General features: G+C 34.5%; 16 protein-coding genes. 8 read left to right on the top strand and 8 right to left on the bottom strand.

All coding sequences use genetic code 11. From position 1 onward, the window contains the following. Positions 1–265: 265 nt before the first annotated feature. A complete protein-coding gene (locus ABXQ82_RS08095) occupies positions 266–1,480 on the top strand; it encodes a tRNA modification GTPase (protein ID WP_367057542.1) in 1,215 nt (404 codons plus the stop codon). A 10-nt stretch (positions 1,481–1,490) separates the two neighbouring features. Here ABXQ82_RS08095 and ABXQ82_RS08100 read toward each other — a convergent pair whose 3' ends face one another. Beyond that, positions 1,491–2,585, bottom strand: coding sequence for an ABC transporter permease (locus ABXQ82_RS08100; protein ID WP_367057545.1), 1,095 nt, complete (start codon positions 2,583–2,585; stop codon positions 1,491–1,493). A gap of 15 nt (positions 2,586–2,600) precedes the next feature. Beyond that, positions 2,601–4,736, bottom strand: a complete 2,136-nt coding sequence (locus ABXQ82_RS08105; protein ID WP_367058027.1) for a carboxy terminal-processing peptidase — start codon at positions 4,734–4,736, stop codon at positions 2,601–2,603. A gap of 173 nt (positions 4,737–4,909) precedes the next feature. Here ABXQ82_RS08105 and surE point away from each other — a divergent pair, with 173 nt between their 5' ends. The 4 genes from surE to ABXQ82_RS08125 are packed head-to-tail and all read left to right on the top strand — an operon-like array spanning position 4,910 to position 7,688. Beyond that, positions 4,910–5,704: a 5'/3'-nucleotidase SurE gene (gene surE / locus ABXQ82_RS08110; RefSeq protein WP_367057547.1), complete on the top strand. Its 795-nt coding sequence runs from the start codon at positions 4,910–4,912 to the stop codon at positions 5,702–5,704. Then, complete coding sequence (locus ABXQ82_RS08115) at positions 5,705–5,986, top strand: hypothetical protein (protein ID WP_367057550.1); 282 nt, start codon at positions 5,705–5,707, stop codon at positions 5,984–5,986. A gap of 11 nt (positions 5,987–5,997) precedes the next feature. Beyond that, positions 5,998–7,110 carry a lipid-A-disaccharide synthase gene (gene lpxB / locus ABXQ82_RS08120; RefSeq protein WP_367057553.1) on the top strand — a complete coding sequence of 371 codons (1,113 nt, stop codon included), beginning with the start codon at positions 5,998–6,000 and terminating at the stop codon, positions 7,108–7,110. Positions 7,111–7,118: 8 nt separating this feature from the next. After that, complete coding sequence (locus ABXQ82_RS08125) at positions 7,119–7,688, top strand: C40 family peptidase (RefSeq protein WP_367057556.1); 570 nt, start codon at positions 7,119–7,121, stop codon at positions 7,686–7,688. Between the two features lies 1 nt (position 7,689). Here the strand turns inward: ABXQ82_RS08125 and ABXQ82_RS08130 are convergent, their stop codons facing one another. After that, on the bottom strand, positions 7,690–9,837 hold the full coding sequence (locus ABXQ82_RS08130; RefSeq protein ID WP_367057559.1) for a T9SS type B sorting domain-containing protein: 2,148 nt from the start codon (positions 9,835–9,837) through the stop codon (positions 7,690–7,692). A 133-nt stretch (positions 9,838–9,970) separates the two neighbouring features. Between ABXQ82_RS08130 and ABXQ82_RS08135 the strand changes: the two genes are divergently transcribed. Then, entirely contained in the window at positions 9,971–12,010 is a 2,040-nt protein-coding gene (locus ABXQ82_RS08135; RefSeq protein WP_367057561.1) for a ComEC/Rec2 family competence protein, read from the top strand. Between the two features lie 26 nt (positions 12,011–12,036). On the opposite strand, the gene ABXQ82_RS08140 is transcribed toward ABXQ82_RS08135, so the two are convergent. The 4 genes from ABXQ82_RS08140 to ABXQ82_RS08155 all read right to left on the bottom strand — a co-directional run bounded on the left by ABXQ82_RS08140 (position 12,037) and on the right by ABXQ82_RS08155 (position 18,108). After that, entirely contained in the window at positions 12,037–12,585 is a 549-nt protein-coding gene (locus tag ABXQ82_RS08140; protein ID WP_367057564.1) for a thioredoxin fold domain-containing protein, read from the bottom strand. Between the two features lie 87 nt (positions 12,586–12,672). Further along, the gene (locus tag ABXQ82_RS08145; RefSeq protein WP_367057567.1) at positions 12,673–14,442 is read right to left on the bottom strand and encodes a peptide MFS transporter; all 1,770 of its coding nucleotides are present in this window, start codon (positions 14,440–14,442) and stop codon (positions 12,673–12,675) included. An 11-nt stretch (positions 14,443–14,453) separates the two neighbouring features. Next, positions 14,454–15,857, bottom strand: a complete 1,404-nt coding sequence (locus tag ABXQ82_RS08150) for a peptide MFS transporter (protein ID WP_367057570.1) — start codon at positions 15,855–15,857, stop codon at positions 14,454–14,456. Positions 15,858–15,891: 34 nt separating this feature from the next. Next, positions 15,892–18,108, bottom strand: coding sequence for a S9 family peptidase (locus ABXQ82_RS08155; RefSeq protein ID WP_367057573.1), 2,217 nt, complete (start codon positions 18,106–18,108; stop codon positions 15,892–15,894). Between the two features lie 239 nt (positions 18,109–18,347). Here ABXQ82_RS08155 and ABXQ82_RS08160 point away from each other — a divergent pair, with 239 nt between their 5' ends. Together ABXQ82_RS08160 and ABXQ82_RS08165 are read left to right on the top strand one after the other, a co-directional pair. Continuing rightward, positions 18,348–19,664, top strand: a complete 1,317-nt coding sequence (locus ABXQ82_RS08160) for a hydroxymethylglutaryl-CoA reductase, degradative (protein WP_367057576.1) — start codon at positions 18,348–18,350, stop codon at positions 19,662–19,664. Positions 19,665–19,734: 70 nt separating this feature from the next. Beyond that, positions 19,735–20,703: a GYDIA family GHMP kinase gene (locus tag ABXQ82_RS08165; RefSeq protein WP_367057579.1), complete on the top strand. Its 969-nt coding sequence runs from the start codon at positions 19,735–19,737 to the stop codon at positions 20,701–20,703. A 357-nt stretch (positions 20,704–21,060) separates the two neighbouring features. Here the strand turns inward: ABXQ82_RS08165 and ABXQ82_RS08170 are convergent, their stop codons facing one another. Continuing rightward, positions 21,061–23,196 (bottom strand): peptidylprolyl isomerase, encoded by a 2,136-nt coding sequence (locus ABXQ82_RS08170; RefSeq protein WP_367057582.1) that lies wholly within the window; start codon positions 23,194–23,196, stop codon positions 21,061–21,063. Positions 23,197–23,232: the final 36 nt, after the last annotated feature.

Consider the following 23,232-nt stretch of genomic DNA (forward strand, 5'->3'; position numbering starts at 1 on the left):
TCTAAGAAGCAGACCTTACCTAACACAACTTTACTCCACTAACCTTTAACATCCAAAGCATCCCTAAGCTTGTTTCCAGTCAACATAAACGCCATGACCAAACCCGTACATTATAAGCCCATTTTCAAACTAAACTTTGCTGAAATACCGACAGCCTTAACCCTCTCAAAAAAATAACAAAAATTTTTCCAAGAAAGTTATTTCAGAATTATTTTCTATATGAATTTATACCTACATTGCGTCCGTAATCAACTACTATTTTTTTATGAAAAAATCGCTTATTCTTATTTTATTTATTTGTTTCACTTCTTTTATAAATGCACAAATTAACTTTGAGAAAGGTTATTTTATCAATAATCTCAACGAGAAAAAATCATGTTTAATTAAAAATGTTGACTGGAAACACAACCCAACTGAATTTGACTATAAATTTAGTGAAGGAGAAGACACCAAAACCATGCCTATAACACATGCCAAAGAATTTGGTGTTGACAATTTTTCTAAATTTATACGTGCAGAAGTTGATATAGATCAGTCCAGTAAATACACTCAATATTTAAGTCATACTCGAAAACCAGAGTTTAAAACGCAAACTGTATTTCTTAAAGTAGTACTTGAAGGCGAAAGCAATTTGTATTATTATGAAGCAGGAAATTTGGCTCGGTACTTTTTCAATTTAAGAAACACTAAAATTGAACCTTTAATTTACAAAAGCTATTTAAAAGAGCAAGCCGTAGCTGCTTACAATAATGGTTTTAGAATACAACTTATGAATGCACTTAAATGCAGTAGTATGAAAAAATCTGATTTTGAATACTTAAATTATGATTTTAATGGGTTAACCAAAGTTATTTTAAAATACAACACATGTATAGACCCTAATTATAAAATACTTAAAATTGAAAAACCCCACAAAAGTAATCTGAATATTTCTGTCAAGGCAGGATTAAGAAGCGGCACGTTTAAAGCACAAGAATTTCGTGGTGTATTAGACCCTGTTCATGATTTTGGCAACGACTCAAACTTAACTTTTGGAATTGAATTAGAACATGTTTTTGGTTTCAATCAAAATAAATGGGCCATTTCCATAGAACCAAGCTACCAATCATTCCAGTCAGAAATCACAGAAGCATCATCCACATCATCTTTCATAAACAAATTTGCAGTAGATTACAAATCGGTGGAAGTCCCGCTTGGAGTTAGACACTATATGTTTCTTAATCAAAACTCAAAATTGTCTTTAAGCGCATACTACATACTTGATTTCCCGTTGGACTCAGCCATAAATGTTCAAAGAGGTACAAGTAATTATGATGTAGAGATTGTTAAATCCACAAATTTAGCATTAGGATTCGGCTATAAGTATTTAGACAAATATAGTGTAGAGCTTAGATATAATGGAGACCGAAAAAATACCGGTCAGAACTGGCTTTCGAAATACAGTAGCATCTCCCTCATTTTTGGATATACAATTTTCTAGGATTTTAAATTTACCCTTTCACATCCAAAGCATCCCTCAATGCATTACCAATCAACATAAACGCCATGACCAAACTCATAATACATAGTCCGGGAATCATTGCTAAATAGGGTTTTCCGAGGATAATATAATTGTAATGGTCTTTAATCATTGCGCCCCAACTCGCCATTGGTGGCTGTGCACCAATACCCAGAAAACTCAGTCCGCTTTCTATTAAAATAGCAGCAGCAAAATTTGCCGCAGCAATAACGATTACGGGTGCCATAATATTGGGTAAAATATGTTTTGTGATAATTCTAAAATCGTTATAACCCAAAGCCCGAGCGGCAGTTACGTATTGCATTTCTTTAGTACTAATTATTTGTCCGCGTACCACTCTAGCCACCTCAACCCACATGGTTAAACCAACTGCAATAAACACTTGCCAAAAGCCTTTTCCTAAAGCCAAGGTTATAGCGATGACCAAAAGCAACGTTGGTATAGACCAGGTTACATTAATAATCCACATGATAACTGTATCTACTTTTCCGCCAAAATAGCCTGCCAAACTCCCCATTAAAATCCCGATGAACAATGAAATAAACACGGCCACAAACCCAATAAAAAAAGAAATTCTTGCGCCTACCAAAACCCTGCTCAACAAATCGCGCCCATATTTATCTGTACCAAATACAAATGATTTTTTTGTTATAAAATCTTCAACTGCATGATTAGGGAAACTGGATAATGGAATTGTTTTTCCAACACCTTTTAATCCATCGGCAGCATATTCCGTATAATTTAAAGTATCGTTTTCAATGTTATATTCTGAAATAGGAACTTCGGTATCTGTATTTTTAATTCCGAAGAATAACTTATCAAACACATTCTGCTCATTTTTTACTTGCGAAGGAATGGTTAGCATTGTAACACTAAACCCTGGAGATTTGGAATGAATAGACAAATGCATCTGGTTGGCGTACTGCGAATTATCGGGCGCAAACACATATGCAAATACAGAAACCAAACCAACCAAAACGATAAAATAAAAACTAAAAACGCCCCAAAAGTCTTTTTTAAACTTTTGGAGCGCCAGTTGTTTTAGCGAGTTTGAAGTGTTACTCATTAAACCTTAATCTTTTTAGTCTTTTACTTTAGCTACTTTTTTAATACCGTAAGCCATTTTTAAATCTTCGAGTACATTTACCGCTTCTTCTACATATACATCCTTACTCAAGCTTGTGTACCAACGTTCACGTTTTTCTTGTAAATTAGTGGTATCACTTTCAAACAATTGTCTTTCGTAAGCAGAAGGCTTAAACGTTAAATTTGTTTTATAATCTGAAATGGCATCAAAACGTTTAGATTCTTCTTCATTTACATCTAATTGTTTTTTGTACGTTTTATAATTTAATGAGAATACTGTTTCGTCAATTTTACTTTTCACCCATCTTGCATTGTCCTCAATCATCTTTAATTGATTGTTGGAACTCATGCGTTCTTTACTTTTGCTAATGGTTTTATCATAGTCAAAATAACTATCCCAAACGTTGTATGTAGCTGGATCTATTTCATCATATGGTAACGGGTTTTCTTTTTCCTTTTCGCCTATATCAATAAAACTAAAACGTCCTGGTACTTGAACATCACTTTTAACGCCTTCTAATTGTACTGAGCCTCCATTTATTCTATAGTATTTTTGAATCGTATAAGCTAAAGCCCCTAAATCCCCAGAGGTATTATTTCTAACTATATCATTTAGAGGAAAAACTGTCTGTACCGTACCTTTACCATAGGTTTGTTTACTACCAATAATGATAGCACGTTTATAATCTTGCATTGCAGCCGCCATGATTTCGGAAGCAGAAGCGGATAATTCGTTCACTAAAATCACCAAAGGACCATCCCAAGTAATCGATTTATCAGTATCGGCTAAGACCCGCTTTGGAGAACCTGTAGAACGGACTTGCACTACTGGTCCCTCTTTAATAAATAATCCTGCCATTTCCACTACCGCAGGCAAAGACCCTCCGCCATTATTTCGCAAATCGAGAATTAAACCTTCCATGCCTTCAGCTTTTAAGCGCTCAATTTCTTCGCGAACATCAATAGCTGCATTCAAGTTTTTGTAATCGTCAAAATCCACATAAAAACGTGGCAGATTAATAATTCCGAATTTTTTATCATCTTTCTCAACGACTGATGCTTTTGCATAGGTTTCGCCCAATTCCACAACATCCCTTACTATGGTAATATCCTTAATTGTGCCATCTACTTTCTTGATAGTTAGCGTCACTTTTGTACCTTTTGGCCCTTTTATATATTTAATAGCATCACTAATGCGCATCCCTACAATATCTACAGGTGTTTCTTCATCTTCCTGCTTCACTTTCAAAATAACATCTTCTACTTCAAGCAATTGACTTCTCCAGGCAGGACCTCCAGAAATTAACTCTACAATTTTAATATAGTCCATACGCTTTGTTAATCGCGCTCCTATGCCTTCTAACTTTCCAGACATTTGCGTATCGAAACCTTCCTTGTCCCGTGGCGCGAGGTAATAGGTATGAGGGTCGAATTCTTCAACGATAGCGTTTACATACATCGAAAACCATTCTTCTCTTGTTAAGTCATCGATACTATCGTTAAAATAAATATCTATAGATTTTAAAGTGGCTTCACGCGCTTCTTTTTCAATTTCAGCTTCGGTCTTCATAACATGAGATGCATCTTTTTCTTTAGCTATTTTCTCCTGCTCATAGATATCATCATAATTGGTAAGTGTGGAAAATTTCAACTGCTTTCTCCAACGCTCTTTCATTTGCTTTTTGCTGGTTACATAGTTACTTTTATCGTAATCTGTCTCATAAGTTTCATCGGCATTATAATCAAAAGGTTGCGACAACACTTCTTTATAAATGACCTTTGCTTCCTCAATACGTTTTAACATCCGCTCATGGACAACATTGAAAAATGTAATATCGAAAGTCTTTAATTGATCGTCGATATCTGTTTTATATTTTTCAAATTCTTTGTAATCCGAATGGTGGAAATAGCGTTTTACAGGATCTACACGTGTTAAATAACCATCAAACAATTCTGCTGAAAAGGCATCATTGAGTTCAATAGGATCAAAATGTCCTTGCTGTAAAACATAAGTAATTACTTGTATTAGGAGTTTATCCTTATCGGGGTTATCAAATGATTTTGAGGTAAAACTACATGACGCAAATGCCAATAAAAGCACTAGCAGTAAAACCTTATAATTCTTTTTCATCATATCCTTCATATCTTAAATAAAAGCTATTTAATTCGTTTATTAATCTACTAAATTACTGAAAAAACCGTGCCATTGAGCGTATGCGCTACTAATTTTTTGTTAAACCAAACAAAATAAAGCATTGCACAAGATTTTATGTATTTTAGCACTACTTAAAATCGCAGTAATTTATGTCGAAAAAACCATTGATTTTAGTCACAAATGACGATGGCATTACCGCTCCAGGTATTAGAACTTTAATTGAAGTGATGACTACCATTGGCGATGTGGTTGTTGTAGCACCTGACAGTCCGCAAAGCGGTCAAGGGCATGCTATAACGCTGGACTCTACATTATATGCAGAACAGGTTGAAGTTGCTTCTGGAACGCATTTGGAATATACCTGCTCTGGAACGCCTGCCGATTGTGTAAAATTGGCAGTTCGGGAGATTTTGGATAGACGCCCCGATATTTGTGTTTCTGGAATTAACCATGGTTCTAATTCGTCTATAAATGTGATTTATTCAGGGACTATGAGTGCTGCCATTGAAGCCGGTATTGAGGGCATTCCTGCTATTGGGTTTTCATTATTGAATTATAAATGGAGTGCGAACTTCGATGCCAGTAAAAACTATGTAAAAACTATAACCGAAAATGCATTAAAACACGGTTTACAAGAAGGTACTGTTCTAAATGTGAACATCCCGGATATCCCTAAAAAGGATATTAAAGGCATTAAAATTTGCCGACAAGCACGCGCTAATTGGGTAGAAAAATTTGACAAACGTAAAAGCCCACAAGGACGGGATTACTATTGGTTAACGGGGAAATTTGTTAATTTAGATGGTGGCGAAGACACCGATGAATGGGCACTTGAAAACAACTATGTATCGCTTGTTCCTGTTCAATTTGATTTAACAGCACACCATGCTATCCAAGAATTAAACACTTGGGATTTAAATGATACTGAAATAAATTCGGCATAGATGAAAAAAGAACTTGGAATAGGAATTTTAGTTGGCTTAATAGCCAACGCCATTGGTTTGTTTATTGCGACAACAATTTTAGGAAACGGAGACGACTTCACTACAGTTGTTAAAGCTGCTTATAACGAAGGTTTTTTAGGAAAACTGATTAGTATAGGTGCTATATTAAACCTTATCGCATTTTTTATTTTCATAAAAAAACGCCAAGATTATCGTGCAAGGGGCGTTTTGTTGATTACTGTTTTTATCGCCGTTTTCACATTTGTAATTAAACTATTTTGATTCATTTTTAAATGAAGTATTATATTCTTGCTGGAGAAGCATCTGGAGATTTACATGGCTCTAATTTGATGAAAGCTTTACTAAAAATTGATAGTAAAGCCGATATTAGATTTTGGGGTGGCGATTTAATGCAACACGCGGGCGGACACTTGGTAAAACATTATAAAGAACGTGCTTTTATGGGGTTTTCGGAAGTGATTATGAATCTTCGGAAGATTTTTAAATTGATTTCATTCTGTAAAAATGATATTGAAGATTTTAATCCAGACGTGGTTATTTTTATTGATAATTCTGGTTTTAATTTACGGATTGCAAAATGGGCAAAAGCAAAAGGGTTTAGAACAAACTATTATATTTCCCCACAAGTTTGGGCATCTAGAGCCAGCAGGGTAAAAGCTATAAAACGCGATATTGACGCCATGTTTGTGATTTTGCCTTTTGTAAAACAATTTTACAAAAAATACGATTATGATGTTACGTTTGTTGGACATCCACTTATTGATGCTATTGCAAACCGAAAACAGGTTGGGGAATTTAAATTTAGAGCAAAACATAAATTAACCGACAAACCTATTATTGCCTTATTACCCGGAAGCAGAAAACAGGAAATTACCAAAATGCTCTCTGTGATGTTAAGTTTAGTGGACGATTTTCCTGAATATCAGTTTGTAATTGCTGGAGCGCCCAGTCAGGATTATGAGTTTTATCAATCGTTTATAAAAAACCAAAACGTTAGTTTCATCTCAAATAAGACTTATGATTTACTGAGTGTTTCTTATGCAGCTTTGGTAACTTCCGGCACAGCGACTTTAGAAACCGCGTTGTTTAAAGTACCACAGGTTGTGTGTTATAAAGGAAGTTCTATTTCTTATCATATTGCAAAACGCATAATAACCCTTAAGTATATTTCGTTAGTAAATTTAGTTATGGACAAAGAAGTCGTAACTGAATTGATTCAAAATGATTTTAATAAAAAACGTTTGAAAAAAGAATTGGAATTAATTTTAGACGACGAAAAACGCAAAGGACTATTTCATGATTATTATGAATTAGAACAAAAACTTGGCGGGAAAGGTGCTAGTGAAAAAACTGCTAAATTGATTTATAATGCTCTAAAAGCATAGTTCTTTTTATGAAAAAGTGGCTCTTCTTAATTTTTTTAGTGATAAGTTTTAGCAACTGCAAATCTTCAAAACGCAGTAAACAGAAAAGAAACAAATCTGCAAAGGTCATTACCAAAAAATCGAAGGTTAAAAATGGTGCTACAGCTGAATTTCCAAGGACATCAGAAAACAAAAGCACAACAGTTTCAGCTTCTAAACCACAAAATATCATTAATTTCTCGAAGGAGTTCTTGGGCGTTCGTTATAAATGGGGCGGCACGACAAAAAGAGGCATGGACTGCTCTGGACTCATACATGAATCGTTCAAGGCGCATCAAGTTTACCTTCCACGGATTTCGAGGGACATGGCTAAAAAAGGTAAAAAAATAAAATTAAGGGAAACTCTTAAAGGCGATTTGCTGTTTTTTAAAACTGGAAAAAACCGCAGAAACGCCATCAATCATGTAGGTTTGGTTGTGGAAATAAAAAACGATGCTATTTATTTTATCCATGCAACAACTTCAAATGGCGTTATTATTTCGTCTTTAAATGAAAAGTATTGGCTATCGGCATTTACTGAAGCGCGTCGCGTTTTATAATCTACCGTTTTAATGTGAAATGTGACAAAAACGTTTTGGGCACTCCAGTTTTTAAGTCACGATATTCTACTTTAAACCAGTAATCGTCATTTGGCATCATACCTCCATTACTTATGCCATTCCAGCCAGAACCTGAGGTATTAATTTGTTTTAAGAGTTCGCCATGCCTATTAAATATGGATATTGTTGCATTTTGGTTCTTTAGAGCATCAATATTCCAATAGTCATTAAACCCATCATTATTGGGTGTAAAAAAAGACGAATATCCTAATATGCTTACAGATGATTGATCTGACCCACATCCATATTTATCACGTGCTTCGACAACATGTTCTCCTGGCCCAACCCCTGAAAATGTAGAACTATCTTGGTATGGGCCATTACCCAAGCTGTATTCATAATCCCCTATACCTTCTGCAATAATATGTATGGTTTGGTTTTTTTCGAAATCGTCGGATAAAAGCTCAATGCTTATTTTTGGTGGTTCCCCAATATGAACCTGTGTTGTTCTTGAAACCGTACAGTTGGAAATTTTGTCCGCAACGATCACTTCATAAATCCCAGATACCTTTGTTGCAATACTTGAACTTGTTTCATTCAATAAAGTCTCGTTTTCTAACTTCCATTCAAAATTATAATTCACTTCTGAAATATGAGTTTCAATCTCAGGAAAAGCATTTATAATAACTCCATCGTCATCCAAACACGCTATATATAAATCATCTAAAACCAGAGCGGGTAAAGCGTTAATGGATGCTCCGACACCAATATTAATGTTTACAAATTCGCTTTCAACACAATCAAACAGAGACACCATTTTTAACAAATAGCCATCGCTAGGCGGTAAATTATTAGGTAATACGCAATTGATACTTCCATTGGAATTTGAAGCAACGCTTCCAATTTCCACACCATTTACGAAGCTTCCAAACTCATCACTCAAAATTACTTTAAAATCTGTAGCAGTATTAAAATTAGAACTCAGGATATAATCCAAATTAAAATTGGCGCCATTACAAATGGATAACTTTGGCGAGGGCTCGATTAGCCCTATTCTTTTGAGTGAACTTTCATAAACACTACTATAAATAGCGTCATTATTTTGATAAACCACAACAACATCATCAGTTAGTGGGTTTCTCCCAATACTGTGGCTCTCCCCTTTTGCGACAACAATCGGGTTGCCAAAAGACTGTCCCTGATTAGAACTCACATTGATTAAAAGTTCGCCTTTATCATTTGAGTAACCGTCTATTAATGTACCTTCCGCATTAGCGTATAAAACCCTTGCCTCTGTTCCAACAGATTGAAGCGCAAAAGCAACGGTAGTGCTATTTCCTGTATTCACATCCATTTTGTATCCAGTACTTGCTGGATTTGAAACGCCACCACCTGCCACAAAAACGAATGTACCACAAGGACCATCACTTAAGGAATAACTTGAAAAATAGACTTGACCAGGAGGCGTTAAGCTTTTGGGTATAAGCGCAACATTTTCTTCATCTAACTGAAACATATAAAGATTTGGATCATCTGCAACTACAAACACACGACCTGACTTATCTACTTGAATATCAGTATAAACAAAATTAAACTCCGTTTCAATTTTTTTAAAATCTCCCAGCCCGTTATTGGAATTAAAATAAACAAATGAGCCACTTCTGGTAACAAGATAAATGCTCTTTCCTTGGGTTACCATATGAGCAGTTATATCTCCAACAGCCACTTCCCCTAAACTTTTTGGACTACTAAAATTTAAACCACCATCTGTGCTAATTGAGAGGAAAATTTGAGAATTGACAGCATCTACCCAAGACACAAAAACGTGTCCATTATCACTAACAGCAATTTCTGGATTGCCTAAATTTGACGTACCTACAGCAACACTAGACAAATAACTTTGACCATTATCCACACTTTTAGACATTCTAATATCCGATGGACTCAAATAGACCACATAGATATTGCCGTTTTGATCTATACCTACATTTCGTGTTGTACTCGCTGAACCTAATCTATTACTAGTAGAACCATTATCATTAACCTGCACATTAGAGTATAAAGGCGTTTGAGCATTAAAATGCAAAGAAATTAAAAGCAAAGCGATGCTATTGAAATTGCTTAGATTGAATATGTTTTTGAAAAACATCTTAGACTTACAGTTTTTTCTACAATATAAGTTAATTTAAAACCATTCTCAAGCAGTCCAAATAGACAATAACTAAACATCTTTATGTATGTCTTCAATATTTGAAATTGACAAATTAGTATATTAGCATAGCATGAAACTACTAAACTTCTCTATAATAAAGCTTACCGTTTTTTTAATAGTAGGCATCGTCATGGGGAGTTTTATTTTGATTGATCTGAATATTTCAATTGCGACATCCTCAGTATTATTAACGCTCTTATCAATCTTATTATTTGTTTCAAAAAAACAGTTTACTCAGTCTATTTGGTTTGGATCGATTGCTTTTTTAACCATGGTGAGTATCGGCATATTAACCGTAAACCTTCATAATGAAAAGAATTTCACTAACCATTATTTACACAATTTAGATTCTAAAAAAGACACCATTCAGACTATAACATTCCGTATTAGAGAAGTTTTAAAACCCGGGTATTATTCTGATAAATATATTATTGATGTTTTTGAAATGGGGAATAATAAAATCTCCGGGAAGTCTTTGTTAAACATCAAAAAAGACAGCACTTCACATTCATTACATGTTGACGAAATCTATGTTGTTAAAACTGAATTTAAAGATTTAAATCCCCCTTTAAATCCTGGGCAATTTGATTACAAAAATTATCTTGAAAAGAAATATATCTACCACCAACTCTTTGTTGACAACGCCAGTATTTTTAAAACGAACTCCAAGAAAACGACCATTTTCGGAATTGCCAATTCCATAAGAGATCATATAAATTCTAAGTTAAAAAAGTATGATTTTAAGCCCGATGAACTCGCAATAATCAATGCGCTTTTATTGGGGCAACGGCAAGATATAAGCGAAGATGTTTACGATAGCTACACCAATGCAGGCGCCATACATATTTTGGCGGTTTCAGGGCTGCATGTTGGAATTGTTCTCCTCATCTTAACTATTGTATTTAAACCGCTAGAAAAACTTAAACATGGGAGACTTATAAAAACCATAGTGTTGGTTAGTTTTTTATGGAGTTTTGCTGTAATCGCGGGGCTTTCAGCATCTGTAACACGTGCGGTTACTATGTTTAGTATTGTTGCTATTGGCATGAACCTTAAACGACCGACCAACATATACAATACCTTGGCAATTTCAATATTGGTCTTGTTACTGTTTAAACCGATGTTTTTATTTGATGTTGGTTTTCAATTGAGTTATCTGGCTGTTTTTGCTATTGTAATTATTGACCCAATTCTCTACAAACTTTGGCGACCAAAAAATTGGTTATTAGACAAATACTGGCATACGCTTACTATAACTATTGCTGCACAGTTTGGGATTATCCCTATAAGTCTCTTTTATTTCCATCAGTTTCCTGGATTATTTTTTATTTCCAATTTAGTAATTATCCCTCTTTTAGGGATGATACTTGGGTTAGGGATTCTTGTTATTTTACTGGCTGTTTTAAATATCCTTCCTAATGTATTAGCTTCAATTTTTGGAAGTATCATTGGTTATATGAATGATTTTGTGGGATGGGTATCCCATCAGGAATCTTTTTTGTTTAAGGATATTCCGTTTAGTTTTTTATACGTTTTAGTGTTTTATACGTTGATTATTTCATTTTTTAAAGTGTTCTTTAGAAGGAACTATAGAAACTTAAGATGGTTTCTGGTGGCTATAATTGTTGTACAATGTGCAGTTATTTATACTAACTATTCTAAACCAAATAAGCAGTTTATTGTATTTCATAAAAGTAGATATAGTTTGATTGGAAACACCATTAATAACACTATTGTAACTGCAAGTGATTTTGATAGCATTACAGCATCAAAAAACAATATTGTTAGAAATTATCAGGTTCTAAATAATATTGAAGGTGTTGAGAAAGAAAGTATTAAACCGGTTTACATTTTAAACAATAAGAAGCTGTTAATTGTAGATAGTTTAGGACTTTATAATTTAAAACAATTTAATCCAAATTATGTGCTTTTAAGACAATCGCCCAAAATAAACTTAAATAGATTGATTGATTCCATACAGCCAAAACAGATTATTGCAGATGGTAGTAATTATAAATCTTATGTTGAAAACTGGAGTGCCATTTGCGCAAAAAGAAAACTCCCTTTTCACCAAACCGGTAAAAAGGGAGCGTTTATTATTGAGTATTAAATTCCAATTGTATGCAACCTTATATTTTAACTTTTAAATTCATGTTTAAAAGCTTTACAATATTTGCTAAACTCTTCTTGGGTTTTAATCACTTTATGGTCATCATTTTTAAAGAGTTTTAAATATATCTCAAACTCAGTTGGTTTTCGATATCCACGAATAGGAGCAATCACATCAGCCTTTTCATCAAAAAACACTACAGTTGGATAAGCACTTACTTGTAGATACCGAGCTAATTGATGTGCTGAATTGCGCCTATTAGCTTTTGCAGGGTCATAGTTAGGATTGGAAAATGATTTATCCTTGTACTTAACCACATCATTGCCTTCGCCATTAAACTTAACAGCGTAATAGTTTTTATTTACATATTCGGCTACATCTGGATTTTGAAACGTGTTTTTATCCAACATTTTACATGGCCCACACCAAACAGTGTAAACATCCATCATAATTTTCTTTGGGTTCTTTTTTTGAAGCGCTAAAGCCTCATCTAAAGTTACCCATTTTATTTCCTGAGCGATACCACTAACCGATGTTAGTAGCGCGATTGTGACTATAAATACAATTTTTTTCATAACTTATTTGTTGCAAATGATATGCCGAACTTACAAAAAAAGCTTCTAAACAAGAGTTTTTTGGATATTTTTTAACGCTTTTTTCGATTAACGTACACCGTGCATTAGTTTTTTTAGCAACGGATGTAGAAGCAAAGAAACAATCCCTAAACCAATAGGTATAAGCGTAAAAATCAAAAAGAAAAAAGAAAGACCATGTTCTTCCGTGATTTTTTCAATATCTCCACCTACATAATGCGCAAGTTTGTTACCAATAGCTATGGCTAAGTAATAAACCCCAAACATAAAAGCTATCATTCGACTTGGAACTAATTTACTCAAATAAGATAATCCCATTGGAGACAAGCACATTTCGCCAAGTGTGTGGAATAAGTATGCAAATACTAACCACGCCATACTTAAACTTGCCGTTTGAGCTCCCAGAACAACATCTTTAGCTCCAAAAGCTAAAAAACCAAAACCAAGTCCTAGTAGTAAAAGTCCTAGAAAATACTTTACTGATGCTGGCGGATTGTATTTACTATCCCACCATTTTGTAAATAATGGCGCAAATATGATAATAAACAATGAATTTAGTATGGCAAACCATGTTATTGGTACTTCGGTTTCTGTAGATTGAAACTCAATATATACTTTGTACAACACAATTACCCATACAATAACAAAACTAAACCCTAAAATAATATTAGATAATCTAATTCTATTAAAAGTCTTTCTGAATAAACTTAACAAAACATAAGTAATAACCCCTAGAGGCACTATGGTAACAATCAAATCTACTATCTTAAAAATAGTAGCAGCATTACCTTCTAAAACCCTATTTGTGAAATCTCTAGTATATATTGGTAGAGATCCTGCTGCTTGCTCAAAAGCTGCCCAGAAAAAGATTGTGAAAATACAAAAAACTGAAAACGCAATCATTCTATCACGTTCAATGGCCGCATATCTTGGAATCCTAATTATTAAAAGCAGAACAAATGTAATGGCCGCTAAAAGCGCAAAAAACAAAGAATCAGTTAATCCAGCAATCGTAAAATTAAAAGTTTGAATATCGCCAATTTTACTAAGCGGATCATTAATTATAAAAACAATTGCTGATACCGTAAATATGCCAATTAATATATAATCCAGTAATGAAAAATGATTAAGCTTAACTGTTGTTTTATTGGTATTATTTGATACGTCTTCAATTTCTATTTCTTCTTTAACTTTAATTGGTTTGTCTCCAAGATTCCCAAAAAGTGGTTGCGCAAAATAAAACTGAAGCATCCCCAATAGCATAAAAACACCGGCTAATCCAAAACCAAAACTCCAACCAATTTTTTCACCAACCCATCCACAAAGCATAATACCTATAAAGGCACCTGCATTTACGCCCATATAAAAAATATTATAGGCGCCATCTTTCTTTTCATCATGCCCCTCATACATTTTAGAAATAATGGAAGTCATATTTGGCTTAAAAAAACCGTTCCCAATGATTAAAAAGGCTATACCTATATACAAAAAGGTAGGTGTTTCAATTGCCATGGAGGCGTGCCCTATTGTCATAAGAAGTGCGCCTATAACCACAGCCATTCGATAGCCAATTTTATTATCTGCTAACCATCCGCCTAATAATGGTGTTAAATAAACCAGCATGGCATAAGTTCCTAAAAGCGACAATGCAGCTGACGAACTCCATTCCCACCCCGGGTTATCACCCAAAAGCGATCCTGTTAGAAATATTACCAATATGGCGCGCATACCGTAATATGAAAAACGCTCCCACATCTCTGTAAAAAACAGAACGAATAAACCCGAAGGATGCCCTAAAACTTTATCTTTAAAAAATTGGTCAGTTGAGTTTTCTATCATAATTTCCAGTATTAGTTATCTGCTAATTCGAAGCCTTCAGCCTCCTCGTTCATTGTTCTTTCATTATCCTCAGCTCCATGTGTCAAGGTCTCCAATTTCTTTCTAAAGATCATGACCAGAATCCCGAAAAGGACACAAAAAACCGCAATTCCTGTAAATATGGTGTATTCACCCAAACTTTCAGAAGCTTCACCAAGCAAACCAGCCAATTTATTACCAAAACCAGTCATTGCAAAATATACACCCATCATTAAAGAAGCATATTTTAAGGGTGCTAATTTTGTGATATATGACAAGGCTACTGGAGAAATACATAATTCTCCAATCGTATGAAATAAATAAGCCAATACTAACCAATACATTGCAGATGCCCCATTGCTTTCATATTGTCCTGCAGCAGCTGTCATAAAAAAGAATCCTGTGCCCATTATTATCAAACCAACTATCATTTTAAATAATGATGTGGCCACCTTTCCTCTTAATTTTCTACGCGCCCAATAGGCAGCAACACTTGTGCCTAAAAAGATAATAAACATTGCATTTAAAGACTGAAACCAAGACGCTGGAATTTCATTCCCTATAAATGGTAAAGAAAAAGATAACAGTCTATTTGTTTTTTCCGAAGCATAAATATTCATTAATCCCCCAGCTTGTTCAAATGCTCCCCAAAAAACAATTACCAATAAAAAGGATATAAATAAAACCACAACCCTATCCTTTTCTACTTTGGTCAACGGTTTATTCATTGCAGCTTTTTCTTCTTTATCAATCGATGCACCTAAAAAATTGCCAACATGCTTTAAATGTTTTTGACCTAACACATATTGAATTAACCCTAACGCCATTCCTATTCCTGCTAAACCGAAGCCATAATGCCATCCATATACTTCTCCTACGGTACCTACTATCAAACTAGATAAAAAAGCGCCAACGTTTATTCCAATATAGAAAATTGTAAATCCTTTATCTCTACGTATATCCCCTTGTTTGTATAAGCCCCCAACCATAGTTGATATGTTTGGTTTTAACATCCCAACCCCTGCTATAATCAACCCTAAGCCAGTATAAAAAGCCCACATTTCCTCTATTGCCAAAACACTATGTCCAGCAACCAAAAGAATCCCGCCATATAATACCGATTTTTTTTGTCCTAAAAATTTATCAGCAATCCAACCTCCAGGAATTGATGCTACATAAACCAACATGGTGTACCAACCATAAAGTGCTAAGGCCTCTCCATTAGTCCATCCTAGCCCAGGATTAGCATCCGAAGTAGCTTGAACTAGATATAATACCAAAATTGCGCGCATTCCATAATAGGAAAAACGCTCCCACATTTCAGTAAAAAACAGAACATATAAGCCTACTGGGTGTCCAAATAGTTCTTTTTGCTTTGCAGTAATAGAATTTGCCATAAAATTTGATGATTAGTTAGTTGTCTATTATGTTTTATTCAACCTTTTTAATTTCTTTAGGTTGCTGAATTTTATCCCCGAGCGTTTGATGCATAAAGTTTGTCATTTTTTTATATAAATGAAGCCTTGTATTGCCGCCATAAATACTATGGTTTTTATCTGGATAGATCGCCCATTCGAACTGCTTATCAGCTTGCACTAAAGCCTCTACTAAACGCATGGTGTTTTGCACATGTACATTATCATCGGCCGAACCATGAATCAAAAGATAATCTCCTTTTAGTTTTTCGACATGGCTTATTGGCGAATTATCATCGTATCCACTTGGGTTTTCTTGAGGCATTCCTAAAAAACGCTCAGTATAAATAGAATCATAAAAACGCCAGCTTGTTACTGGTGCTACTGCAATTGCCATTTTAAAAACGTCATTTGCTTGAAACAAGCAATTACTACTTGTAAAACCCCCAAAACTCCACCCCCAAATACCTATTCTACTAGCATCAATAAAAGGTTCTGCTCTTAGTTTTTTAGCAACTGCAATTTGGTCTTCGACTTCATATTTTCCCAATTGACCATAAATAGCTTTTTTAAATTCAGCACCATTATGTGGTGTTCCACGGCCATCTGTACACACAATTATATAGCCTTTACTCGCCAAATAATAAAACCAATAATCATTACTTGTATTCCAACTATTCACAACTTTTTGGCGTCCTGCTCCCGAATATTGAAACATAAGTAAAGGATGTTTTTTTGATGCATCAAAATTCGCTGGTTTTATCATCCACATATTTAAGTCGTTTCCATTTACATGAATAGTACTAAACTCTTTTTTTGAGGTTTTATAATCTGAAAGTTTTTGAGATAATTTATCATTATCCTTGATACTTTTAATTAAATCTCCAGAGGAAGCATTATGCAACGTATATTCAGTAGGCGTAGATGCGCTTGAAAATGTATTTATAAAATAAGAGAAATCTGCACTAAACTCTGCTGCGTTTGTGCCATCGCTTTTTGTTAATCTTGTTTTATTTCTACCATTTAATTTTATACTATAAACAGCTCTATTTATGGAACCATTTTCGGTAGATTGATAGAAAATCCTATTATTCTTTGCATCGTAGCCATAATAATCAGTCACTTCCCAATTCCCTTTTGTAACTTGGTTTATTAATTTACCCGTTTTAGAATAATGGTAAATATGATTGTAACCATCTTTTTCACTTGTCCAAATAAAACTATTATCTTCTAAAAAGGTTAAATAATCAGTAATTTCAATATAGGCTTTATCTGTTTCTGAAAGCACCAAACTAGAGCTATTATTTTCAGCATTCACAAACCATACATCTAATTCGTTTTGTTTACGGTTCATAAAATGAGCACTTAGAATATCAGGATTATTGGTCCACTTTATCCTCGGAATATAAAATTCGTCATACCCTTTATCAACCTTGACATCTGTAAGCTTATCATTTTCTAAATTATAAATATGAAGCGATACTAAAGAGTTTGGCTCTCCCGCTTTTGGATATTTAAACACTTGCTGCGTTTGGTATAAACCTTGTCCATAAATATCCATAGAAAACTCTGGCACGTTGGTTTCATCAAATTTTATAAAGGCTATTTTATTACTATCGGCATTCCATTCAAAAGCCCTTACAAAAGCAAATTCTTCTTCATAGACCCAATCTGTAATTCCATTTATAATTTTATTTTTTTCACCATCAAAAGTGATTTGATTGATTTCATTTGAAGTTAAATCCTTTACATATAAATTATTATTGAAAGCAAAAGCAATTTTCTTTCCATCTGGGGAAAATGTGGGTTCTTGAATTTTTTCCTCAGAAATCAGCGTTAAAGAGGCATCATGAACATCATAAATATAATAATTGCCTAATTTAGAACGACGGTAAATGGACGCTTCGTTAGTTGCCAAAATCACTTGACGTTCATCATCACTAAATATATAATCCGTAAAATAAGGTAATGCATCAAGTTGAGCAGAACTCACTAAAGTTTCAACCTTTTTTAAAGTTTTATAATCATAAATATCAACTGAAGTAGAACGGGAAGCCCTATCAAAATTGAATACCGAATAACGCTGCCCGTCTTTCATGGAATGTAATACATCCATGCCTTCGGTTCTAAAAGCACCACTCCAGATATCTTCTAAAGTAATTTCTTTGGTTTGCGCTGTAATTGAAAAACAGATAAAAAAACAAACACAAAGGGAGAATTTTAAGTATTTCATACGACTAAATCTGTCTTATTAATGTTTAGTTTCAACTTCCACTTCTGTCCATTTTATTGAAATAATATTACAAATTAGAGATGTTTTGTCGAAAAAACTACTTATTTAATAAAGAGTTGTCAAGTTTACTAAAAATTATGTAATTAAACGAAACTATTAACACTTAAATAACGTCTTTTTTATAGCAGTTCAATTTTCAGACCAAGTGTAGTATCTTTGCATTTTAAAAGAATGCTATTATGGGCAAAACGATTTCTGGTTTTTCTAAACTCTCTAAATCTGAAAAAATTGATTGGATTGTTGATACCTATTTCTCAAATACAACCGATGCCAAACAGGTTTTAAAGCAGTATTGGCATACCGATGGGAAATTACAGCAATTGCATGACGAGTTTATTGAGAATACCATTAGCAATTACTATCTCCCTTTGGGTGTTGCGCCTAATTTTCTTATTAATGGCAAAATGCATACAATTCCAATGGCAATCGAGGAAAGCTCGGTGGTTGCTGCCGCTAGTAAATCGGCTAAATTTTGGCTGGATAGAGGTGGTTTTAAAGCTGAAGTAATCTCCACCAAAAAAGTAGGGCAGGTCCATTTTATGTTTCATGGCGAATTTGATGTCTTAGAGCGGTTTTTTAATACCGTAACGTCCAAACTTATTGAAGATGCCAAATCTCTAACCGAGAACATGGAAAAACGTGGTGGCGGTATTCTTGATATTGAACTTCGGAATAAAACTGAAGATCTAAAAGGCTACTATCAATTGCACGCGTCTTTTGAAACCCTGAACGCTATGGGCGCGAATTTTATAAATTCATGTTTAGAGCAGTTTGCGACAACGTTTAAACGTGAAGCCTTAAATTTTGAAGGGTTTTCAGATGAAGAACGGCATATAGAAATAGTGATGAGCATACTTTCTAACTATGTGCCTGAATGTTTGGTAAAAGTAGAGGTAAGTTGTCCTGTTGAAGATTTGACTGAAAACAAGAATATATCTGCTCAAGAATTTGCGAACAAATTTGTTCAAGCTATAAAAATTGCAGAGGTTGAGCCTTTTCGTGCGGTCACGCACAATAAAGGCATTATGAACGGGATCGATGCAGTTGTTTTGGCTACTGGAAATGATTTTAGGGCTGTTGAAGCGGGTGTACATGCGTACGCATCTAGAAACGGTCGGTATAGTAGTTTGTCTCATGCCGAAATAAACGATGATGTTTTTAGGTTTTGGATGGAAATTCCGTTGGCTTTAGGGACTGTTGGCGGACTTACAGGTTTGCATCCTTTGGTTAAATTATCTTTGGAACTATTGCACAAGCCTTCTGCCAAAGAATTGATGCAAATTGTTGCTGTTGCCGGTTTAGCTCAAAATTTTGCAGCGTTGCGTTCGTTGATAACCACGGGGATCCAACAGGGACATATGAAAATGCACTTGATGAATATATTAAATCAGTTTGAAGCGAATGATGCTGAAAAACTAACGTTGACAGAACATTTTAAAACGAATACCGTGACACATGTTGCTGTTGTTGCCGCTTTAAATAAGTTACGAAAGTAAAAAAAGAATGTTTCGCGCAAACCTGTCGGCCAGGCAAGGGGCGCAAAGTTTTACTCAAAAATCAAGGGCATTGAAAAAGTTTAGAAGTAACGGGAAATTATTATTAACTGGAGAATACGTGGTGCTTGATGGCGCATTATCTCTTGCAGTTCCAACAAAATACGGACAATCTTTAACTGTTGATAATATTGACGAAAGACAACTAATTTGGCAAAGTTTTGATGAAAAAAATGCTGTCTGGTTTGAACACGAGTATATATTCGAGGAAATTGCTTTTCCTTTTATTTATGAAACAAATATGGAGACCCATGACGGTGAAATTTCTAAAACACTCCTTAAAATACTGTTTAATGCATCAAGATTAAACAGGGATTTTTTTAACGAATATCTTGATGATTATGATGATGAAGAAGGAAAAAAAATATTAGGAAAGGGGTTCAAATTAAGTTCTAAATTAGAATTCCCAAGACATTGGGGACTGGGCAGTTCGTCAACCTTAATAAATAACATTGCGCAATGGCTTGATATTGACCCCTATCTCCTTTTAAGACAAACCTTTGGAGGTAGCGGTTATGATATCGCTTGCGCTCGAAACAATGAACCTATAACGTATCGTTTAGAAAAAGGCAAACCAACTGTTAATGTTGTTGATTTTAATCCTGTTTTTAAAGAACACCTTTATTTTGTGTATCTGAATAAAAAGCAAAACAGTCGCGATGGCATTGCGCATTACAAAGCGATAAAAACCGATTTAAAACCTGTTATTTCTGAAATTGATGCGATTACAAAACAACTCATTTCATGTGAAAGCTTAAACGAGTTCCAAAAATTAATAACGCAACACGAAACTATTATTTCAAAACTCACAAAACAGGATACGGTAAAATCACTTTACTTTAATGATTTTGAAGGCGCTATGAAAAGTTTAGGTGCTTGGGGCGGGGATTTTATTTTGGCGTGTTCTGAGGTAGATCCTACGGCTTATTTTAAGGGTAAAGGTTTTGATACTGTGATTGCTTATTGTGATATGGTGTTGTAAAAATAGTTCGTTAATATTTATTAAAAAATATTTTCAACAAAACCACCAACCATTTTTTTCCACATTACCTAAATATAGAATCACTTAAAGACACACCCCTTAATCCCCTCTTTTTAGAGGGGAAACTGTTGTGGAATAATATGAAGTATAAGCTTTTTTAAAGGCATGAGTTTCCCTCCTAATAAGGAGGGAGTAAGGGAGGTGTAAATTTATTTTCCTTAAATATGCACATCCTTTAATAGACACACCCCTTAACCCCCTCTTTTTAAAGGAAAACTGTTGTGTTAAAACATTTCATAAAAAGCAAAAGCCCCAGTAAAACTGAGGCTTTTAAATTGAGTTAGTTTTTTATTTTTACTATTGAATTTGAAGCTCAGCTCTATTATCTTCAATTTCTGCAGCTTCTTTTAAAGCCTCGTAAAGTTTAGAGTTTACAATGCTTGATTTTTGTTGTTCTATTCTATTGGCTGCGGCCTGGTAATTATCCAATTCTACCGCTGGTGTCACTTTAGTAACTTGCACCATATATACCCCATTATTTCCTGCAATTAATTTTGAAGTTTCGCCTTCTTTTAAAGCAAATGCAGCTCCAACCACCAATGGCTCTCTACCGCCTCCGGAAATTGTTGGGTTTTTCATGTTTATTGCCGGTGCAGTTCTTACCGTAACATTTTCAGCAGCAGCTACCTCTTCTAATGTGGATGCTGTAATACGTGATTTTATGAGTTCAGCTTTACGCTCTTTTCTTATTTTTGGTAATACTGTTGCAGAAGCATCTTCAACAGACATTAAGCCTTCTTTATGTTTTGCAACCAATTGTACAATGGCATAACCATTAGGAATGGTATAGCGTTTTATATCCCCAACTTCCGTTTCATCTTCAAACGCCCAACGCACTATTTGTCTTTGACTCCCAATACCGGGGATTGTTTCGTCTAAGGCTTTAATACCATTAACCGGACGCACATTTAAGTTCTTTTCTTTTGCAACCGCTTCAAAATCTTTATTCGCAGCAGAGATTTCAAAATTGGAAGCATCTCTAAATATGGCATTGATCGTTTCCTCAGAAGGCTCTATTTTTCTAGCAATCGTTCCTAATTTAATTGCTTTACTTTTATTCTTTTGCCCTTCAACTTCAATAATATGAAATCCGAAATCTGTTTTAACAACTCCTAAATCGCCTTCTTTACCTTCAAATTCAAAATCATTGAATTCTGGTACCATAGTGCCGTAAGGATGCCAATCGTAACGCCCGCCTTTTGCCACACTTCCTTGATCTGAAGAAAACTCTGTTACAAATTCAGGAAACTTGGATGTGTTTCTTTTAAGCACACTTAATAAACTATCCGACAATGATTTTGCTTGCTCTTCAGTTCTGGTTACATCAGGTCCCGCACTAGCAGCTCCTATAAAAGGAATTAAAATGTGTCTTACTTTTGCAGAATCTGGAATTTGCTTGGTCTCGATAACTTTTGACAACTTATAGAAACCATTATCTTTATAAGGCCCAAAAACTTCGCCTTCATTTAAGTTATAGATATCATCGGCAAATTCTTTAGGCAAGCTAGATTTAAACACAAACCGATCTTCAAACGGTACATCTGAATCTGCTATTAAATTAATATAGCTTTCGTTATTTTTCACCTCTGAAAAAGGTTTTATAGTATCTGTAGTTCCACTAGATTGATTGTATTCCGTTTTACCAGTTTTAAAACCTTCCAAAACAGCTTTTAGTGCATTTTCATCAGCAACCGTGGCTTCTTCTTTAAACTCAACATATTTAATATCTCGGGAAGCCTCAACTTCAAACTCATTTTTATGTGCTTTGATATATGCGGCAATATCAGATTTACTGACAGCTATTGTACTATCTGCAATAGTGCTGTAAGGAATTTGCACAAACTTGATATCTACTTTATTCCCTTCAAGCTTATGCTCTAATTCCCCTTCGGAAAGGGTACCCACCAAACCAGCTTTAACAAGATTGAAATAGTTTTGTTGCAATGCATTCGCAGCAACTTGTTTTTCATAGTTTACCCAACCAGCATAAGCTTCGGCAGACGTGTTCTTTAAATTTGCGATGTATTCGTTTAACTTTCCTTCATCAAACAAGCCAGCTTCATTTAAAAACTCCGGGCTTCCAGCTAAGGCTGTTTTTAACAAATCGCGCATTTGATCTTTCTCTACTGAAATCCCTAATTTTTCATATTCGGAAGATAATACAGACTCTCTCAACTCGCGGTTCCACACCATATTCATTACTTGCGTGTTGGTAGCATCTGGTCCCATTTGGCGTTGTGCCGCTTCTACCTTTTGTAAAAAGTCATTACGCGTAATATCTTTCCCGTTAATAGTAGCCACAATATGCTGTGATTTATTAAAAAGCGCATCTCTGTTATCAAAAAGGCTTGATAATATAAAAGCGAATAATGCTAAAGCAATAACAATTATAAGAACAAATGTTTTTTGTCTAATTTTATTTAAAACTGCCATGTGTATTTAAAATTTTAAACCTTTAAAAGGTTTTTG

Source organism: Algibacter sp. 2305UL17-15 (assembly GCF_040720935.1).
Classification (GTDB): Bacteria; Bacteroidota; Bacteroidia; order Flavobacteriales; family Flavobacteriaceae; genus Jejuia.

Excerpts from the sequence above, each read along its gene's own strand:
- ABXQ82_RS08095 (WP_367057542.1), top strand. The coding sequence starts at position 266 with ATGAAAAAATCGCTTATTCTTATTTTATTTATTTGTTTCACTTCTTTT.
- ABXQ82_RS08100 (WP_367057545.1), bottom strand. The coding sequence starts at position 2,585 with ATGAGTAACACTTCAAACTCGCTAAAACAACTGGCGCTCCAAAAGTTT.
- ABXQ82_RS08105 (WP_367058027.1), bottom strand. The coding sequence starts at position 4,736 with ATGAAAAAGAATTATAAGGTTTTACTGCTAGTGCTTTTATTGGCATTT.
- surE (WP_367057547.1), top strand. The coding sequence starts at position 4,910 with ATGTCGAAAAAACCATTGATTTTAGTCACAAATGACGATGGCATTACC.
- ABXQ82_RS08115 (WP_367057550.1), top strand. The coding sequence starts at position 5,705 with ATGAAAAAAGAACTTGGAATAGGAATTTTAGTTGGCTTAATAGCCAAC.
- lpxB (WP_367057553.1), top strand. The coding sequence starts at position 5,998 with ATGAAGTATTATATTCTTGCTGGAGAAGCATCTGGAGATTTACATGGC.
- ABXQ82_RS08125 (WP_367057556.1), top strand. The coding sequence starts at position 7,119 with ATGAAAAAGTGGCTCTTCTTAATTTTTTTAGTGATAAGTTTTAGCAAC.
- ABXQ82_RS08130 (WP_367057559.1), bottom strand. The coding sequence starts at position 9,837 with ATGTTTTTCAAAAACATATTCAATCTAAGCAATTTCAATAGCATCGCT.
- ABXQ82_RS08135 (WP_367057561.1), top strand. The coding sequence starts at position 9,971 with ATGAAACTACTAAACTTCTCTATAATAAAGCTTACCGTTTTTTTAATA.
- ABXQ82_RS08140 (WP_367057564.1), bottom strand. The coding sequence starts at position 12,585 with ATGAAAAAAATTGTATTTATAGTCACAATCGCGCTACTAACATCGGTT.
- ABXQ82_RS08145 (WP_367057567.1), bottom strand. The coding sequence starts at position 14,442 with ATGATAGAAAACTCAACTGACCAATTTTTTAAAGATAAAGTTTTAGGG.
- ABXQ82_RS08150 (WP_367057570.1), bottom strand. The coding sequence starts at position 15,857 with ATGGCAAATTCTATTACTGCAAAGCAAAAAGAACTATTTGGACACCCA.
- ABXQ82_RS08155 (WP_367057573.1), bottom strand. The coding sequence starts at position 18,108 with ATGAAATACTTAAAATTCTCCCTTTGTGTTTGTTTTTTTATCTGTTTT.
- ABXQ82_RS08160 (WP_367057576.1), top strand. The coding sequence starts at position 18,348 with ATGGGCAAAACGATTTCTGGTTTTTCTAAACTCTCTAAATCTGAAAAA.
- ABXQ82_RS08170 (WP_367057582.1), bottom strand. The coding sequence starts at position 23,196 with ATGGCAGTTTTAAATAAAATTAGACAAAAAACATTTGTTCTTATAATT.